This window comes from Curtobacterium sp. WHRI 8282 (assembly GCF_040223925.2).
Classification (GTDB): Bacteria; Actinomycetota; Actinomycetes; order Actinomycetales; family Microbacteriaceae; genus Curtobacterium; species Curtobacterium flaccumfaciens.
In genome coordinates this window covers 573,600-590,949 of sequence record NZ_JBEHCD020000001.1, presented here as the reverse complement: position 1 = coordinate 590,949, position 17,350 = coordinate 573,600, and the positions used below count along the sequence as shown (strand labels likewise).

Sequence of the window (17,350 nt, the reverse complement as noted above, 5' to 3'; positions counted from 1 at the left end):
CGCGCGTGACGATCAACACCGAGCGGCCCCCGGCCGCAGCCACCCCCGCCCGGACGACGCGTTCGTCCGGGCGGGGCGCCCCCGCGCCGCGCGCCGACGGCGGCCGAGCGCCACGACGGACCGACGGCTGGTGGCCGTGGCTCTTCGTACTCCCGCTGCTCCTCGGCGTCGGTACCTTCTACATCTGGCCGATCATCCAGACGTTCTGGTACTCGTTCACCAGCTGGGGCGTCTTCGGGGGCGCCACGTTCACCGGCGTCGCCAACTACGTCCGACTCGTCGGTGACCCGCAGCTCTACCAGTCGCTGCTCAACACGGTGATCTACACCGTGATCGTCCTCGCCGGGATCCCGATCGCGGTGTGGCTCGCCAGTCTGCTGAACACCCCGGGGCTGCGGTTCGCCCAGTTCTACCGGGTGCTCTTCTTCCTGCCGTACGTCGCCATGCCCGCGGCGATCGCCCTGGTCTGGCGCATCATGTACAACGGCGACTACGGCATCGTGAACTGGTTCCTCGGGAACTTCGGCATCGACGGCCCGTACTGGATCTCGACCCCCGGCTTCGCGCTGATCGCGGTGAGCCTGGTCGGCCTCTGGTCGTCCCTCGGGTTCTCGATGATCATCCTCGGCGCCGGGCTCAAGGACATCCCGCCGGAGCTCTACGAGGCCGCGGAGCTCGACGGCGCGAGCCGGTGGCGGCAGTTCCGCTCGGTCACCGTGCCGTTGCTCAGCCCGAGCATCTTCTTCGTGGTGATCGTCACGACGATCTCGAGCTTCCAGCTGTTCGACCTGCTGTACGCGATCCTCGGCAGCACCAACCCGGTGATCCCGAAGACGATGTCGCTCGTCTTCTACTTCTACAGTGCCGGGTTCGTCGACAACGACAAGGGCTTCGCGGCCGCGATCGCGATGGTGATCTTCCTGCTCATCGGCATCGTCACGCTCGTGCAGTTCCGCGTCCAACGGAAGTGGGTGCAGGGATGACCGCCACCGTCACACCGCCTCGGACCGCGCGTCGGCCCGGCCGTCGCGGCGGCAGCCACTGGTGGATCCACGTCGTGCTCGGCATCGGCGGGTTCGCGATGGCGTTCCCGTTCCTGTGGCAGATCATCATGTCGCTCTCCACGAACGCGCAGGTGCAGTCCGTCACGCCGGTCTTCTGGCCGGGGGAGCTGCAGTGGCAGAACTACGCGCAGGTCTTCGAACGCCTGCCGTTCCTCAGCCAGCTCGGCACGTCGGTGTACGTCACGATCATCCGCACGCTCGCGCAGATCGTCCTGTGCACGCTCGCCGGGTACGCCTTCGCCCGGATGCGGTTCCGCGGTCGGGCAGCCCTGCTCGCGATCGTGCTGTCGATCCTGCTCGTGCCCTCGCAGGTCTACCTGATCTCGCAGTACCAGATCGTGCAGGGGCTCGGCTGGCTCGACACCCTGATGGGGATCGTCGCACCCGGGCTGTTCAGCGCCTTCGGCACGTTCCTGATGCGGACCGCGTTCCTGAACATGCCGCCCGAGCTCGAGGAGGCAGCGCGGATGGACGGCGCGAACCCGTTCCAGACGTTCTGGCGGATCATGCTGCCCCTGGCCCGACCCTCGATCAGCGTGCTCGCGATCACGACCGTGCTGTGGTCGTGGAACGAGCTGCTCTGGCCGCTCGTGGTCTCCACCCGCGCCGAGGACATGCCGCTCGCCGCCGGCCTCGCGACGCTGTCGAGCGACCGCACGATCGACTACCCGGTGCTGATGGCCGCCAGCCTGATGGCGATGGCACCGGTGCTCATCATGTTCGTCGTGCTGCAGCGTCGGGTGATGGACGGGCTCGCGTCGTCCGGTCTGAAGTGACCACCGTGACCCCCGGCCGGGAGGCCCGTCCCGCGTCCGTCGCGGTCCTCGCCGCCGCCGTGGGGTCACCGGACGACTCCGCGACGGTGGCGGCCGCACTGGCCGCCACCGTCGCCGACGCCGGGTCCGCGGAGCGGGACGCGCGGCTGGTGGCGGCGCTCCGCGCCGCGGTGCCGGACACCGCCGACGCCCTCGCGGAGCGTGGGCTCCCGCGCGCGCTCGCCGAGGCATCCGTCGCCGACGTCGACCGCAAGCTCGCACGCTACGGGCTGCACGGCACCGGGGTGGAGTGGCTCGTCGCCGTGGTGACCGGGCGTGTGGTGGCCGTGGGGCGCCTCCAGTTCGAACTCGGCGACCACCTGGCGGACGGCACGCCGGCCTGGGGTGTGCACGTGCCGGAGACCGGGCCGCTCGACCCGGTGGCCTGCGACCGCTCGTTCGCCCGCGCACCCGAGGTCCTGCGCGGCTTCGCGCCGCAGCTCGCTGCGGATCGGTGGCAGTGCCGCTCCTGGATGCTCGATCCGGGCCTGCCGGCGGCGCTCGGTCCCGATGCCAACCTCGTGCGCTTCGCCCGGCGCTTCCGTCTCGTCCCGCCGGGGGAGCACGATGCGACCGAGGGGGACGCCAGCGTCGCGAAGTTCGTCTTCGGGGTGCCGTTGGCCGCCGCACGGTCCGCGGCGCCGTCCGGTCGGTTGCGCGCGGCCGTGCTCGACCGGTGGGCGAGCGGTGGGCACTGGACCGAGCGGACCGGCACGGCACCGGTCGCGTGACCGCCCGCAGCCGCGGCCGCGTACCGTGCACGGCATGACGAAGCCCGACCACGACCACCTCGACGACGGTGTCGACATGACGTTCGAGGAACGCCGACAGGACACGTTCCGCCGCATGTCCGGATCCGACGAGCACGACGCCGACCCGCGGGTCGAGGTCTCCCGTGCCGAGGACGGCGACGTCCGCATCGACGTCGCCGACACCGCGGCGGTCCGACCCGGCGAGTGACACCCGTTCCGGCCCTGGTCCGCCGGGGTCGGTGGGGCACGGCATGATCGTGTCGTGCACCTCGTCCTCCGCCGCGTCGACGGCGGCGTCCTCGCGACGCCCCTGACCGACGCGGGGACCGCCGGAGGCGAGCCGATCCGCCTGGACGAGCCGGGCCTCCCGGCCTTCGTCGCGGCCCACGACGCACCGGGCGTGCGCTGGGTGTGGGACGACACCGCCCGCTGGTACCCGGCGGTGCTCGCCGCTGGCGGGCGAGTCGGACGCTGCGTCGACCTACGCCTCGGTCGTCGTGTCCTGCGGGCTGCGCTCGCGGCACGGGGATCCGCGCTCGCCGCTCGGCCGGCCGACGCCCTGGACGCCCCGGTCGCGGAACCCCGCGTGGTCCGGCCGACGCAGGCCCAGCTCTTCGACGACGCCCTGTTCACCGCCGCTGCGCCCGACGACGAGGTCGATCCAGTGGCGGAGTTCCGGGCACAGCTCGCCGCGGTGGCGGGGTCGAGCGCTCCGGGTGCGCTCCGCCTGCTGCTCACCGCGGAGTCGGCCGGTGCGCTCGTGGCGGCCGAGATGCTGCACGCCGGGCTGCCGTGGCGTGCCGACGTGCACGAGCGGCTGCTCGAGGACGCCCTCGGGCCGCGCGTGCCCTACGGGGTGCGACCGCGCCGCCTCGAGGAGATCGCCGCCGTCGTGCGCGAGCGCCTCGACGACCCCGGGCTCAACCCGGACTCACCCGCCGACGTCCTGAAGTCGCTGCGCCGGGCCGGCCTGATGGTCACGAGCACGCGGAAGTGGGAGCTGCAGGAGATCGAGCACCCCGTCATCGAGCCGCTGCTCGAGTACAAGCGCCTGGCGCGACTGCTCACCGCCAACGGCTGGACCTGGCTCGACGACTGGATCCGCGACGGACGGTTCCACCCGAAGTACGTCGTCGGTGGTGTCGTCACCGGGCGCTGGGCGGCCGACGGCGGGGGAGCGATGCAGTTGCCGAAGGGCATCCGCGGCGCGGTCATCGCCGACCCCGGGTGGAAGCTCGTCGTGGCGGACGCCGCGCAGCTGGAGCCCCGGGTGCTCGCCGCGATGTCCGGCGACCGGGCGATGGCCGCGGCCGGCGACGGGCGCGACCTGTACGACGGCGTGGTGGCGTCGGGGGCGGTCGAGACCCGGCAGCAGGCCAAGGTGGCGATGCTCGGCGCGATGTACGGGGCGACCCAGGGCGAGGGCGGTCGGCTCGTGCCACGCCTGGTCCGGGCGTTCCCGCAGGCGCTCGACATGGTGGAACGGGCCGCGCGTGCGGGGGAGCGCGGCGAGCCGGTGACGACGCTGCTCGGTCGGACGTCACCGGTGCCCGAGGACTCGTGGTTCGAGGCCCGGAACCAGGCGTACACGGTCGAGGGGACCCCGGCGATGCAGCGTGCGGTCGAGTCCCGTGCCCGGAGCTGGGGACGGTTCACCCGGAACTTCGTGGTGCAGGGGACCGCGGCCGAATGGGCGCTCGCGTGGATGGGTTCCCTGCGGTCGCGGTTGCTCGCGCGGTTCCCCGGAGCCGTGACGGACGGGCCGCACCTGGTGTTCTTCGTGCACGACGAGATCGTGGTGCACGCCCCGGCGGAGCACGCGGAGTGGGTGGCGCAGCAGATCCGAGACGCCGCCGTCGATGCCGGACGGCTGTTGTTCCAGGACTTCCCGGTGACGTTCCCGCTGTCGGTCGGGGTGGTCGGGGCGTACTCGGAGGCGAAGGACTGAGACGGCCGGGACGGCTCCCGGCGGCTTCGGGCAGTGTGGACGGATGCACACCGAACACGGGGACGCCGCCGACCGCACCGTCGGCGAAGTCGACCTGACCCGTTGGCGCTCCCGTGCCGGCCGCAGCGTCGCCGGTGCGTGGACCGCGCTCGGCAGGCGCTTCGGCGCCATGCCCGTCCTGCTGCTGACCCTCGCCATCGGCCTGGGCGTCGCCGTCCTCGCCACGTGGATCGCTTCCGAGGTCTACGACGCCGTCCGTGAAGCCGACGACGTCGCGGTGCTCGACCGACCCGTCCTCGACTGGGCGCTCACACTCCGATCACCCACGGCGGACACGCTCGTCACCTGGTGGACCGACATCGCGGGCACGATCGGGATGCCGATCGTCGCGCTCGGGTTCCTGGTCGGCTTCACGATCCAGCGCCGTGCGTGGACGCCCCTGGTGCTCCTGGTCGCCGCGAGCGGTGGTTCGCTGCTCATGACGATCGCGGGCAAGGACCTGATCGGTCGCGCCCGTCCGCCGCTGTCCGACGCGGTGCCGCCGTACGAGACGTCGCCGTCGTTCCCGTCGGGCCACACGCTCAACTCCACGGTGATCGTGGGCACCATCGTGTACCTCCTGCTCCTGCGGCAGTCGCGCGTCGTCACCCGGGTGTGGACGATCGTCGTGGGCACCCTGTTCGTGCTGTCGGTCGGGGCGTCGCGGGTGTTCCTCGGGCACCACTGGCTGACCGACGTCCTGGCGGCGTGGGCGCTCGGACTCGCCTGGCTCGCCCTCGTGATCACGGCGCACCGGTTGTACCTGACGGCGCTCCACCACGGTGCCGAGCCCGCGCCGGACGTCGACCGCATCACTTCGTGAGCAGAAGACGTCGGGTCGCTCGCCCGCACCCGACATCTTCTGCTCACGAAGTCGCCAGGCCCCGCCCCGCCGGCGCCCCGAACGGCAGAGCGCCGTCAGCCGCGACCGGTAGGTTGCCGGGCATGGAAGAACGGGTCTTCGGCGGCAGGTACCGCGTCACGGGCACGCTCGGACACGGTGGCATGGCGTCCGTGTACCGGGCGGTCGACGAGCAACTCGGCCGCGAGGTCGCGGTCAAGGTGTTCCGCATCGGCCCCGTCGACCGCGGTGAGCGCGCCCGCGCCGAGGCGGAGATCCAGACCCTCGCGACGCTGCGGGCCCCCGAGCTCGTCACGCTCTACGACGCTGCACTCGACGACGTCGACGGCGACTCGTACCTCGTCATGGAACTCGTGCCGGGCAGTGACCTGGCGACCCGTCTGCGCGAGGGCCCGCTCGACCCCGCGACCGCCGCCCGCCTGGGCGCGCAGGTCGCCGACGGCCTGGCCGCCGTGCACGCGCAGGGGATCGTCCACCGTGACGTGAAGCCCGCGAACGTCCTGCTCGAGAGCGACGGTCGGCACGTCAAGCTCGCCGACTTCGGGATCGCCCTGCTCCGCGACGCCTCTCGGGTGACGGGGACGGGGACCGTGATGGGGACGGCCGCGTACCTGGCCCCGGAGCAGGTCCTGGCGAAGGAGATCACCGGCAAGGCCGACGTCTACTCGCTCGGGCTCGTGCTGCTCGAGTGCATGACCGGTCGTCAGCCGTTCCCGGGCAGTGCGGTCGAGTCGGCCACCGCCCGGCTGACCCGTCCGCCCGAGATCGACCGGCAGCTGCCCACGGCCTGGCGCACCCTGCTGCACGTGATGACCGCGCAGGACCCGGCGGAGCGACCGACGGCAGCCGAGGCGGCCGAGCGCCTGCGCGCGCTGGGCCGTGACGAGCCGACGAACGCGACGCAGCTGCTGCCCGGCGCGCCCGGTGCGGTGACGGCCGCGGCTGCCGGCGCTGCGGGGGCCGCGGTCGGCGCCGGTGCCGCCGCAGCGGCGAACGCCGACGACCGGACGCAGGCGATGCCGGCGAGCGAACTGCCGAACGGCGGCGCGCGTCCGGGCGACGACGCCACCCGCGTCCTCGACACCCAGCGCCCGAACCCCGCCGACGACGTCTCGACGACCGTCCTCGGCGCCCAGGCAGCCGACCGCAGCGCATCGGGCCCGAGCGGGCCGACCCCGCCACCGGTCACGCCCCGCCCGGTCCGGGGCGACCAGCCGGAGGACCAGCCGGAGAAGAAGAAGCGCGGACCACTCATCGCCGCGATCATCGTGATCGTCCTGGTGCTCATCGGCATCGGGGTCGCGGTGTTCGCCCTCAACGGCGACGACGACGGCACCCCGGCCCCGACGGACACGACGTCGACCGCGCCGACCGAGCAGCAGCCGTCCGAGGACCCTGGCGAGGAACAGCAGCCGAGCGAACCGGCCGAGCAGCAGCCCTCACAGGAGCAGCAGCCCTCGCAGCCCGCCGAGGAACCCAGCGAGCAGCCGAGCGAACCGACCCAGCCGGAGCAGCCCACGCAGGACCCGCCCGTCGGCCCGGAGCCGAGCACCCCGGCCTCGAACCCGGTGCAGGAGCCGCAGGACGGCACGGGCGCCGCCGACACCGGCGCGGTCGACACCACGTCGGACACCGCTCCCGGCAAGTCCGGCAGTGCCCCCGGGCAGAACAAGGACTGACACGCCGGGGTTTTCGTCCAGTCCCTGGAGCAAATAGGCTCGCCCCGTGCGAGAACTGCAACGGAGCGGTGGTCCGACGACGGCCGTGGCCGCTCGGAACGGTGTCGGCTTCGGTTCCGCGGAGGGCTGGCTCGTCGATCGACCAGCTGGCACGTCGGTGGCCGAGGCGATCGTCCCCGGCTTCACCGGACGCACCATCGCCACCGGCGACGAGCTCTCCTGGGTCTGGTTCCCCGAGCGGACCCTGCCCGACGGGGCGTCGGAACCGACGGAAGCAGACCTGCCGCACTTCTGGGACGCCACGGCCTTCGCCGTCGACGTCGTCTTCACCGACGGCTCGCGGCTGCGTGACCACGCCGGGGTCCGCGACCAGTACGGCGACGCGGTCACCCCGGACGCGCAGGACGCGGCCCGCAAGCAGTGGGTGGACCAGTGGAACCGTCGCGCGGTCGACCTCACGCCGTTCGCGGGGCTGGTCGTCGACCGCCTGGAGGCCCGGCTCGGCTCCGACGCACCGGCTGCGGCCGCCGACGGTGAGCGTCCCGCACTGCGCGGCTGGCTCGACGCCGTCCGGATCGGTCCCGCGCGTCCGACCCCGACGACCCCGCTCGGCCACGTCCGGACGACCCGGGGTACCCAGGCATCCTCCCGGTTCTCCCGCGGCAACAACGCCCCGCTGGTCGGTGTCCCGCACGGCGGGGTGTTCGGCCTGCCGATGACGGACGCCTCGAGCAACCGCTGGCCGTACGCGTACCAGGAGCACGACCGGCTCGACGGCCAGGGGCGGCTCCGCCCGGCGATCCAGGCCTTCGCGACGAGTCACATCCCTTCGCCGTGGATGGGCGACCGCGGGGTGTTCCAGGTGATGCCGTCGCCACTCGACACCCCCGACGTCGACCGGTCCGCCCGCGCGCTCGGGTTCGACCACGAGGACGAGCAGGACGGCCCGCACCGCTACCGGGTCGCCCTCGAGCACGATGTGACGGCCGAGCTGACCGCGGGGGAGTTCGCCCTCGGGTTCCGGTTCACCGGCACCCGCAGCGTCGTGCTCGACCACCACGGCCGGGTGTCCGACGTCTCCGTGACGATCACCGACGGCACGGCCGTGGTCGAGGCCGTCCTCGACGACCGCCCCGGCACCCCGCCGCACCACGTGCACCTGCGGGTCGCCGGGGTCACCGCCGACCACACGACGATCGGCGAGCAGGAGCTGCGCGGCTGGCTGTCCGTGGGGGAACCCGGGGGCACCGGCGGCCCGGTCGACGTCCTGCTCGGCATCTCGACCGTCTCGATCGAGGACGCCCGCGCGAACCTCGACGATGCCGGCTCGTTCGACGCCATGTGCGCCCGTGCCGAGGCGCTGTGGACCGAGAAGCTCGCGACGCTGTCCTTCGACGGCGCGAGCCCCGACCAGCTGACGAGCCTGTACTCCGGCCTGTACCGGCTGTTCCTCTACCCGAACCGTGCCGGGGAGACCGCCCTGACCGGCACCCCGCGGCACCGCTCCCCGTACGGCGACGTGCTGGCGGACCCGATCCGCGACGAGCCCGGGCCGGAGATCGTCGAGGGCCCGTTCACCACCACGAACGGCTTCTGGGACACCTACCGCACGGCCTGGCCGCTCCTCGGACTCCTGACCCCCGAGACCGCGGGCGAACTCGCGCAGGGCTTCGTCGAGCACCACCACGACGGCGGGTGGACGCCCCGCTGGAGTGCCCCCGGTGCCGAGGACTGCATGACCGGCACCACGAGCGACACCGTCTTCGCCGACCTGGCCGTGAAGGGCGTGCGTGGCTTCGACCTCGCCGAGGCGTACCGGAGCGCGGTGCGGAACGCGACCGTCCCGCCGCGTGACGAGCGCGTCGGACGCAAGGGGAGCCTCCCGGGCGCCTTCCGCGGCCACGTCGACACGGCGACCCACGAGGGGATGTCGTGGACCCTGGACGCGGCCATCAACGACTGGGGTCTGGCCGTCATGGCGGGCCTGCTCGCGTCGCGGGCCCGGACGCCCGCCGACCTGTCCCGCTACGAGGCCGAGGCCGAGTGGTTCGCCCGCCGGTCGCTGCAGTACCGGCACGTCTTCGACTCCGAGCGCGGGTTCTTCATCGGCCGCGACCCGGACGGCTCGTGGCGGGTCGGCACCGAGTTCGACCCGCGTGACTGGGGCGACGACTACACCGAGACGAACGCGTGGGGCACCGCGTTCACGGCGCCGCACGACGGTGCCGGCGTCGTCGACCTGCACGGCGGGCCCGAGCGCTTCGACGCCGCTCTCGACGCGTTCTTCGCGACCCCCGAGACCGGGGCCCTGGCGCGCTCCGGCTCGTACGGCTTCCCGATCCACGAGATGACCGAGGCCCGCGACGTCCGGATGGGCATGCTCGGGCTGTCGAACCAGCCCGCGCACCACATCCCCTTCTTCCCGATGTTCACCGGGCGGCACGACGACGCGCACCGCATCGTCCGCGAATCGCTCGAGCGCCTGTTCGTCGGGTCCGACCTCGGCCAGGGCTACCCCGGCGACGAGGACAACGGTGAGATGAGCGCCTGGTACGTCTTCGCGACCATCGGGCTGTACCCGCTGGCGCCGTCGACCGGCACCTACGTGCTCGTGCCGCCGTCGGTCCGCAGGACGGTGCTGCGGCAGCCTGGGCCCACGCCGCCGGTTCCTGACCGACGCGCCAGCGGCGGGCAGGCCGTGCCGGTGGGGAGAGGATCGCCTACCGTCATCGAGATCGCCACCGGCTCCGCAGGCGCGTACGTGGCGTCGGTGACGGTCGACGGCTCGCCCTGGACCTCGGTCACCATCCCGCACAGCGTGGTCGTGGCCGCGTCGCGGATCGAGTTCACACTGTCCGACGAACCGCAGGGATGGGCGTCGGACACCCGCCCCGTCTCGGCCTCCGACGTGCACGGCTACCGGGACGCCCCGGTGGACGTCCTGCCCGTCGGGGCCTCGGCGCTCACCGACGACACCGGCCGCACCGTCACGGCGCTCGCGGCGGGGGAGTCCGTGTCCTTCGACGTGGCGTGCGCCGCCGCCTCGCTGTACACCGTGACGGTGGCATCGCCGGGGTCCTACTCGTGGCAGGTCGGCCTCGACGACGCCGTCACCGCGGTCGACGGTGCGGAGTTCACGTGGGCCGGCCAGACCCGGGTGTTCCGGATCCTCGGTGGGGGTTCGTCGTTCACGTTCACCGCCGGCACCGACCTGGCACTGACGCAGCTCGAACTCATCGCGGCCGACGGACAGCGTTGACCCGGCGTTCACCGAGCGGGAGCATGCTCGCCCCATGTCGATGAGCGCACCGTTCGATCCCGAACAGCAGGGCCGGTCCATCCCCGTGGACGGCAGTGACGAGTCCGAGCTCGAGATGGAGGAGGACCGCGGCGCCGACGTCGGCGACGACTCCGTCGACCCGAGCGTCTCGCCCGTCAGCCACCACGACGAGGACGAGGCTGGCGGCGGCCCGGTGTTCCGGCGTCCGCAGGCCGGTGAGCGGCTGCACCCGGACGACCTCTGACCGTTCCGGGGTTCCTCCGGGGTTTCTTGGGCGATTGCCAAGCGGCTCGGGCATGCTCGTGCGCATGTCGATCGCGAACTCGTGGGACCCGTCTGGTGGCCGTGCAATCCCGGAGGACAAGGTCCGTCAGGACGGGCTCGAGCTCGACGAGGACCCGGCGATGCTCGGGATCTCGTTCGACGTCGTGGGTGGTGCCTCGGCCGATCCCGCCGGGGTTTCCCCGGTCGACGTGAACGTGCCGACGCCGAGGTCTGCTGGCGCCGACTCCGACGACTAGCGCGCGCCCGGCTGCAGCGGCCGCGCGGTCCCATCCGACCGGTAGTATTCCGGAATGGTACCGACGGCGTACGTGGACGAATCCGAGCCCGGAGACGAACGTGACCCCGGCGCGTACATCCTCGGGGCGGTCACAGTTGCCGACAGCGATGGTGAGCGGTTCCAGGACTCGCTCTGCGCCATCAAGCCACGATCGGCGCGGAAGCTGCACTGGTCCGAGAGCGACGCCCGGCACCGCACCGGGATCGTCGGGATGCTGTGCGACCATCCGTTCGCAGCCATCGGGGTCGTGAGCGTGACCGACCCATCCGTCCGGAGCGAGCGTCGTCGCCGTCTCGCTCTTGAGCACTTGATCTTGGAACTCCGCGCGGGCGGTGTCGATCGAGTCGTCCTCGAATCTCGCGGGCCCTCGGACCGGAACGATCGTGCGCACCTCGACGCCTTGCGATCACGCAAGTTGGTGCACGGGTTGGCGTTCGAGCACCTGCCGGGTGGCCGCGAGCCACTTCTCTGGGCGGCGGACGCGGTGTGCGGCGTGGTCGCGCTGGCTCGGCGAGGGGAAACGGCCTACCTCGAGCAGCTGGGCCATGTGCTGAGCGTCCACGAACACCGTCGGTGAACGCGCGAATCCCCGGGCCCCGCTATACCGCAGGAGCTCCCGGGGATCACTTCCGCACCCACCTCGATGGGGCGACTGGTCTCAGTGTGACATATCAGGCGGGATGGCGGAAGGGTCGGAGACCCGGTACTTGAACCCGACGTGCGAGCCGGTGAAGCCGAGGCGCTCGTAGAACCGGTGCGCATCGGTCCGTGCAGCGTCGGACGTGAGCTGCACGAGCGGGGTCCCGAGGGCCGGTGCCGCGACGTCGGTCACCCAGCGCATCAGGGCACTCCCGATGCCGCCGGATCGCAGAGCACTGCTGACCCGCACCGCCTCGACGAGCAATCGGGTGGCGCCACGACGAGCCATGCCGGGGATCCGGGTGAGCTGCAGCGTCCCGACGAGCTGCCCGTCGGGGTCCTCGGCGACGAGCAGCGCGTTCGCCGGGTCGTCCACGATCGACCGGAGTGCCTCGGCGTACTGCGGGCGGTCCGCCGGTGCGGCGACGTCTCCACGCGCGGCGCTGATCGGGTCGTCGGACAACAGCGTCATGAGTGCGTCGAGGTCCGCTTCCGTGGCGTTCCGCAGCGTCACCTCGCCGGAGCGTGTGGTCAGGCGGACGGGCAGGGCGAGATCGTGGAGCACGACCCCACCCTGCCCGACCCCACCGGGCCGTTCCCGCTCAGGGAACGGTGTGTCCAGCCGCGGTGAAGATCCGGTACCACTCCTCGCGCGACAGCTCGACGTCCGAGCCGGCGGCCGAGTCCCGCACACGCTGCGGGTTCGTCGTGCCGAGGACGACCTGGAAGTGCGCGGGGTGGCGGGTGATCCACGCGACCGCGATGCCGGTCGGGGTGACACCGTGCGCCGCTGCGACCTCCTCGAGCACGTCGTTCAGCTCGGCGTACTGCTCACGGTCGCCCAGGAAGACGCCGTCGAAGAAGCCCTTCTGGAACGGCGACCAGGCCTGGAGCGTGACGTCGTTGATGCGTGAGTAGTTGAGGATGTCGTTGTCGCGATCAACCGACTGCTCGAGGCCACCCATGTTCGCTGTCAGACCCTGCGAGATCACGTTGGCGTGCGTGATGCTCAGCTGCACCTGGTTGAACGCGAGCGGCTGGCGGACGTGCTTCTTGAGCAGGTCGACCTGGCCGGGGGTGTGGTTCGAGACGCCGAAGTGGTGCACCTTGCCGGCGGCGTGCAGCTCGTCGAAGGCCTTCGCGACCTCTTCCGGCTCGACCAGGGCGTCGGGGCGGTGCAGCAGCAGGACGTCGACGTACTCGGTCTGCAGCGCCTCGAGCGACTCGTGCACGGACTCGAGGATGTGCTCGTACGAGAAGTCGAAGTAGGCGCCCTTCGGCGTCGGTCGGATGCCGACCTTGGTCTGCAGCACGATCTCGGCGCGTTCCGCGGGCGACAGCGTGACCGCCGCGCCGAACCGCTGCTCGCAGCCGTGCCATTCGCCGTACACCGCGGCGTGGTCGAACATGTTCACGCCCGCGTCGCGCGAGGCGCTGTAGAGCGAACGGATGTCCTCGTCGCTCATGTCGTTGATCCGCATCAGTCCGACGACGACGTCGGAAGCGGTGAGGTCTGTCTGTGGCAACTCCAGTGTCTTCACGCCCTCGATCCTGCCAGCCGGTCCCCGGTGCAGGCAGGCCCTGCCAGTACCTCAGGCGCGTTCGGGCAGCAGGGCGGCGAGCACCCCGGAGCCGTCGACCCACGTCCCTTCCAGCGTCTCGCCCTCGGGCAGGTCCGTGCCGACGACCCGAGCGATGACGATCGTGCCATGGTCGCTCGCGATCGACGTCAGGGCGTCCGCAGCGGTCGCTCGCACCGAGGTGATCGTGGGGGAGTCGGATGCCGAGCCGCTCCCGCGGGCCCAGGCGTCCTTCGGCCGCTGTCCGGCACCGTTGGCCAACTCGAGCTCCGCTTCGTGCCCACCGGTGACGATCGCCCGGCGCAGGACGTCGGCATGGACCGGATCGCCCACGGCGTCGTACACCCACCGTCGCCCGAGCACGGAGTGGTCCATCTCGGTGACCAGGAACGCGTCGGCGCCGGGCAGTGGTGCATCCCGGTAGGTCAGTGGCGCCTGCAGGACCCGGCCGTCGTCGGTGCGGACGAGGAGCACCTCGATGCCGACCTGGCCAGCGGGGTCGTCGAACCGGAACTGCCCGACGACCTGGAGCGGCGATCCCGCGACGACGCCGCTCCACGCCTGGTCAGGGAGCCAGGCGGCGAGCGCCTGGGCCTTGGAGGGGCGGAGCGTTGCCTGCTCGATGACTGCCATGTCCTGACCGTACTGCCGCGCAGCACACTGCCGTCGGCGCACCTCGAGGTCAGTGGACGGAGAACCCGCCGTCCACCGCGATGGACTGCCCGGTGACGTAGGCCGACCCGGGCCCGGCGAGGAACACCGCCGCCGCGGCGAAGTCCGACGCCAGCCCGTTCCGGCCGACCAGCGTCCGTGCGGCGAGGGCCGCCACCGTCGCCGGGTCGGAACCGAGCCGCTCGTTGAGCGGGGTACGTACGAAACCGGGGACGAGGACGTTGGAGGTGACCCCCTGCACGGACCAGGCCTCTGCCTGGGACCGGGCCAGCGCCTCCAGGCCGGCCTTGGAGACCCCGTACGCGCCGCTGGCGGCGAAGGGGCGGTGGGCCTGCTGCGAACTGATCGACACGATCCGCCCGTACCCGCGGGCCGCCATCCCGGGTGCGAGCCGCTGCCCGAGCACGAACGGCGCGTCGAGGTTGACGGCCATCGTGGCGTCCCAGGTGGCCTCGTCGAGTTCGGGCATCGGCGGCCGCAGGTTGATCCCGGCGGAGTTCACCAGCACGTCCACGTCGCCAGCGGAGTCCGCGAGTGCGTGGGCTCCGGCGCGGGAGGACAGGTCCGCGACGACGCCGTCGGCCGAGCGGCCCGCCTGGCGGATGCCGGCGACGGTGGCGTCGATGGTCGCGGGCGTCCGGGCGGCGACGAGGACGTGAGCACCCGCGTCGGCGAGTGCGGTGGCGATCGCTCGGCCGATGCCGGAGCTGCCTCCCGTCACGAGTGCGGTGCGGCCGTCGAGGCCGAAGAGCTGCTGCAGCGACATCCGGTCAGGCTACCGAGGCCCGTACGCTGGGCCGGTGCGTGACGACCTGCTGCCGATGCTCGCCTGCCCCGTGTGCGCCGAGCCCCTCGGCCGCGTCGACGGCGGCCAGGTCGGCTGCCCGAACGGGCACCGGTTCGACGAGGCGAAGCAGGGCCACCTGACCCTCCTGCCCGCGAAGCGCCGCGCACTGACCGCGGACACCCCGGAGATGGTGGACGCGCGGCTGCGGTTCCTGGGGCGTGGGCACTACGCGCCCGTCGAGCGGGCGCTCGCCGCGATCGTCGCGGACGCCGCCGCGCCCGGCGTCGTGCTCGACGTCGGTTCCGGTCCGGGGACCTACCTGGCGCACGCGCTGGACGCTGCGAACGTTCCGGACGGGAGGCCCGTGGCCGCGCCGGACGCGTCTGCTCCGGCCGGCGGTCGGCCGGGTCCACGTCTCGGGGTCGCGTTGGACTTGTCGGCCGTCGCGATCCGGCGTGCGGCACGCGCCCACGAGCGCGCGGGGGCCGTCGTCGGGGACGTGACCGAGCGCCTCCCGGTCGTCGACGGCGCTGCCGCCGTCCTGCTCGACGTCTTCGCACCCCGCAACCAGACCGAGTACGCCCGCGTCCTGCACGCCGACGGCGTGCTCGCGGTGGTGACCCCGCGGACCGGCCACCTGGCGGAGCTCGCCGAGGCGACGATCAGCGTGGACCCGGAGAAGGAGCGCCGGCTGCACGACTCCCTGACGCCGTCGTTCGCGCTGCGGTCCTCCGAGGACCTGACGTGGACCATGGAGCTGTCGGCGGAGGACGTCCACGACGTGGTGCACATGGGGCCGAGTCACCACCACGTCGCGGCGGACACCGTGTTCGAGCCGGCGACGGTGACGGCCGCGGTCACCGTGTCGACGTGGACGCCGACGCGCTGACCGCGACCGTGAGGACCGACTAGTCGCCAGCCGGGGCGACGTCGAGCTGCCAGACCACGCCGAAGCGGTCGCGCAGCTGCCCGGCCAACGGTGCCCAGGCCGAGGGTTCCAGGGGCTGCCGGATCTCGGCGCCGTCGGACAGTGCGGCCCAGTACCGCTGGACCTCGGCGGTGTCGTCGCCGTGCACGAACACGTAGAAGGCGTTCGATCCCTGGTCGTAGGGCTGCCCGGGCCAGACGTCGAAGGCCATGACGCGGAAGCCGGCGGTCGTGGAGACCTGACCGAACACGATCCGGTCCGCCCAGGCTGGGTCGTCCAGGGCGCCCATCTGGCCGTAGGTGGCGGCGGTGACCTCGCCGCCGAAGACCGATGCGTAGAAGTCGAGCGCCGCGCGGGCGTCGCCGTCGAAGTTGAGGTGGGTTGTCGTCTCGATGCTCATGGGACGAGGATGTCGGGCAATGCGGTCAGATCGTGTCCGCTTCTCGGACGAAGATGGACGTCATGGCCGGACCCTCCGCACGGATGCTCGCGCTGCTCTCCCTGCTCCAGGTGCACCGCGACTGGCCGGGGGACGAGCTCGCCGGGCGGCTCGACGTCAGTCCCCGCACCGTCCGCCGCGACGTCGATCGGCTCCGCGGGCTCGGGTACCGGGTCGAGGCGCTCCGCGGACCGGCCGGCGGCTACCGGCTCGAGGCCGGATCCGACCTGCCCCCGCTGCTTTTCGACGACGACCAGGCGGTGGCGATCGCCCTGGCGCTCGCCGTGGCACCGGCCTCGGGGGCGGACGTCGCCGAGTCGGCGGCTCGTGCCCTCGCGACCGTTCGGCAGGTGATGCCCGCGCGGCTGCGGTCCCGGGTCGACGCGGTGCAGGCCGTGACCGCGGCGAGCCGGACCACCACCGACCCGGAGGTCCTGGTGGCGGTGAGCGAGGCCGTCCACCTGCGGGAGGTCTTCCGCTTCGGGTACGGCGACGACGAGACCCCGCACCGGGTGGAACCGCACGCCGTCGTCGCCCGGAACGGTCGCTGGTACCTGCTCGACCGGGATGTCGACCGCGACGACTGGCGCACGCACCGCATCGACCGGATCACGCCCCGGATGCGCACCCGCGTCCCCTTCACGCCGCGACCGATCCCCGGTGGCGATGCGGCCGCGTTCGTGTCCGCGCGGTTCAAGGGGTCCGCGGTCGACGACGTGTGGCCGTGCACCGGTTCGCTGACCACGACGGCGGACGATGCGCGGCGGATCACGCCGTACCTGCCCGAGGACGCCCTGGTCGAGCAGCTCGAGGACGACCGGACCCGCGTCACCCTCGGATCGTGGTCGTGGGACGGGCTCGCCGGCGTGGTCGCGGGACTTGCGGTCGACTTCGTCGTCGTGGGTCCGGACGAGCTCGTCGAGGCCGTGGCCGACCTCGTCGACCGGTTGCGCGTCAGTCGCCCGTGATGGATCCGCCGAAGAACATCGCCACCGGCGCGAGCACGACGAACGCGATGCACCCGATGGTCAACGCCGCCCGGCTCCGGCCACCACCGCGGAACCACCCCGTCGCGGCGAGCACGAGCGCCGCGACGGCCACGAGCCACGGCACGACGGACAACGGTGCCGCCCAGAACCACAGCAGCATCTGTCGCCGTTCGCCGAAGAGCCACAGCGGCGCGAACACCGTCCCCCAGAGCACACCGAACCCGACGCCGGCGACCGCCAGCAGTCCGGCCGCCACGACGGACGCCGTCGTACCGGGACGGGCGGGGACCACGGGGATCGTCACGTCTCGATCGT

Annotated in this window: 19 protein-coding genes; 13 read left to right on the top strand and 6 right to left on the bottom strand. The window is 72.4% G+C overall.

The features are described 5' to 3' along the window. Positions 1–5 precede the first annotated feature (5 nt). The 11 genes from ABRP24_RS02900 to ABRP24_RS02850 all read left to right on the top strand — a co-directional run bounded on the left by ABRP24_RS02900 (position 6) and on the right by ABRP24_RS02850 (position 11,578). Positions 6–983, top strand: coding sequence for a sugar ABC transporter permease (locus tag ABRP24_RS02900; RefSeq protein WP_349847632.1), 978 nt, complete (start codon positions 6–8; stop codon positions 981–983). After that, positions 980–1,840, top strand: a complete 861-nt coding sequence (locus tag ABRP24_RS02895; protein ID WP_071245605.1) for a carbohydrate ABC transporter permease — start codon at positions 980–982, stop codon at positions 1,838–1,840. The genes ABRP24_RS02900 and ABRP24_RS02895 overlap by 4 nt, the downstream gene beginning before the upstream one ends. Further along, positions 1,837–2,610 carry a hypothetical protein gene (locus tag ABRP24_RS02890; protein ID WP_301581728.1) on the top strand — a complete coding sequence of 258 codons (774 nt, stop codon included), beginning with the start codon at positions 1,837–1,839 and terminating at the stop codon, positions 2,608–2,610. Before ABRP24_RS02895 ends, ABRP24_RS02890 begins: the two co-directional genes overlap by 4 nt. A gap of 34 nt (positions 2,611–2,644) precedes the next feature. Further along, entirely contained in the window at positions 2,645–2,839 is a 195-nt protein-coding gene (locus tag ABRP24_RS02885) for a hypothetical protein (RefSeq protein WP_017887924.1), read from the top strand. A gap of 54 nt (positions 2,840–2,893) precedes the next feature. Beyond that, entirely contained in the window at positions 2,894–4,579 is a 1,686-nt protein-coding gene (locus tag ABRP24_RS02880; RefSeq protein ID WP_349847633.1) for a bifunctional 3'-5' exonuclease/DNA polymerase, read from the top strand. A gap of 43 nt (positions 4,580–4,622) precedes the next feature. Further along, the gene (locus ABRP24_RS02875; RefSeq protein WP_214523024.1) at positions 4,623–5,441 is read left to right on the top strand and encodes a phosphatase PAP2 family protein; all 819 of its coding nucleotides are present in this window, start codon (positions 4,623–4,625) and stop codon (positions 5,439–5,441) included. A 122-nt stretch (positions 5,442–5,563) separates the two neighbouring features. Continuing rightward, the gene (locus ABRP24_RS02870; RefSeq protein ID WP_349847634.1) at positions 5,564–7,159 is read left to right on the top strand and encodes a protein kinase; all 1,596 of its coding nucleotides are present in this window, start codon (positions 5,564–5,566) and stop codon (positions 7,157–7,159) included. A gap of 46 nt (positions 7,160–7,205) precedes the next feature. Next, a complete protein-coding gene (locus ABRP24_RS02865; RefSeq protein ID WP_349847635.1) occupies positions 7,206–10,418 on the top strand; it encodes a GH92 family glycosyl hydrolase in 3,213 nt (1,070 codons plus the stop codon). A 34-nt stretch (positions 10,419–10,452) separates the two neighbouring features. Further along, entirely contained in the window at positions 10,453–10,683 is a 231-nt protein-coding gene (locus ABRP24_RS02860; RefSeq protein WP_027466809.1) for a hypothetical protein, read from the top strand. A 64-nt stretch (positions 10,684–10,747) separates the two neighbouring features. Continuing rightward, positions 10,748–10,960 carry a hypothetical protein gene (locus tag ABRP24_RS02855; protein WP_155896902.1) on the top strand — a complete coding sequence of 71 codons (213 nt, stop codon included), beginning with the start codon at positions 10,748–10,750 and terminating at the stop codon, positions 10,958–10,960. A gap of 72 nt (positions 10,961–11,032) precedes the next feature. Beyond that, complete coding sequence (locus ABRP24_RS02850; RefSeq protein WP_349847636.1) at positions 11,033–11,578, top strand: hypothetical protein; 546 nt, start codon at positions 11,033–11,035, stop codon at positions 11,576–11,578. An 81-nt stretch (positions 11,579–11,659) separates the two neighbouring features. On the opposite strand, the gene ABRP24_RS02845 is transcribed toward ABRP24_RS02850, so the two are convergent. Genes ABRP24_RS02845 through ABRP24_RS02830 form a run of 4 tightly spaced genes read right to left on the bottom strand, consistent with a single transcriptional unit; the run spans position 11,660 to position 14,658 of the window. Next, the gene (locus ABRP24_RS02845) at positions 11,660–12,205 is read right to left on the bottom strand and encodes a GNAT family N-acetyltransferase (RefSeq protein ID WP_301597235.1); all 546 of its coding nucleotides are present in this window, start codon (positions 12,203–12,205) and stop codon (positions 11,660–11,662) included. 37 nt (positions 12,206–12,242) lie between these two features. Further along, positions 12,243–13,181 (bottom strand): aldo/keto reductase family oxidoreductase, encoded by a 939-nt coding sequence (locus ABRP24_RS02840; protein ID WP_111056531.1) that lies wholly within the window; start codon positions 13,179–13,181, stop codon positions 12,243–12,245. A 51-nt stretch (positions 13,182–13,232) separates the two neighbouring features. Continuing rightward, the gene (locus ABRP24_RS02835; RefSeq protein ID WP_349847637.1) at positions 13,233–13,853 is read right to left on the bottom strand and encodes a hypothetical protein; all 621 of its coding nucleotides are present in this window, start codon (positions 13,851–13,853) and stop codon (positions 13,233–13,235) included. A 49-nt stretch (positions 13,854–13,902) separates the two neighbouring features. Further along, positions 13,903–14,658 (bottom strand): SDR family oxidoreductase, encoded by a 756-nt coding sequence (locus ABRP24_RS02830; protein ID WP_349847638.1) that lies wholly within the window; start codon positions 14,656–14,658, stop codon positions 13,903–13,905. 34 nt (positions 14,659–14,692) lie between these two features. On the opposite strand from ABRP24_RS02830, the gene ABRP24_RS02825 reads away from it, so the two are divergent. Further along, positions 14,693–15,568, top strand: a complete 876-nt coding sequence (locus tag ABRP24_RS02825) for a putative RNA methyltransferase (RefSeq protein WP_349847639.1) — start codon at positions 14,693–14,695, stop codon at positions 15,566–15,568. A 19-nt stretch (positions 15,569–15,587) separates the two neighbouring features. On the opposite strand, the gene ABRP24_RS02820 is transcribed toward ABRP24_RS02825, so the two are convergent. Then, positions 15,588–16,007 (bottom strand): VOC family protein, encoded by a 420-nt coding sequence (locus tag ABRP24_RS02820; RefSeq protein WP_214523032.1) that lies wholly within the window; start codon positions 16,005–16,007, stop codon positions 15,588–15,590. 62 nt (positions 16,008–16,069) lie between these two features. Here ABRP24_RS02820 and ABRP24_RS02815 point away from each other — a divergent pair, with 62 nt between their 5' ends. Continuing rightward, positions 16,070–17,014 carry a WYL domain-containing protein gene (locus ABRP24_RS02815; RefSeq protein WP_349847640.1) on the top strand — a complete coding sequence of 315 codons (945 nt, stop codon included), beginning with the start codon at positions 16,070–16,072 and terminating at the stop codon, positions 17,012–17,014. Here ABRP24_RS02815 and ABRP24_RS02810 read toward each other — a convergent pair. After that, positions 17,001–17,339, bottom strand: coding sequence for a hypothetical protein (locus tag ABRP24_RS02810; RefSeq protein WP_259410127.1), 339 nt, complete (start codon positions 17,337–17,339; stop codon positions 17,001–17,003). The two genes, ABRP24_RS02815 and ABRP24_RS02810, sit on opposite strands and share 14 nt — an antisense overlap. Positions 17,340–17,350: the final 11 nt, after the last annotated feature.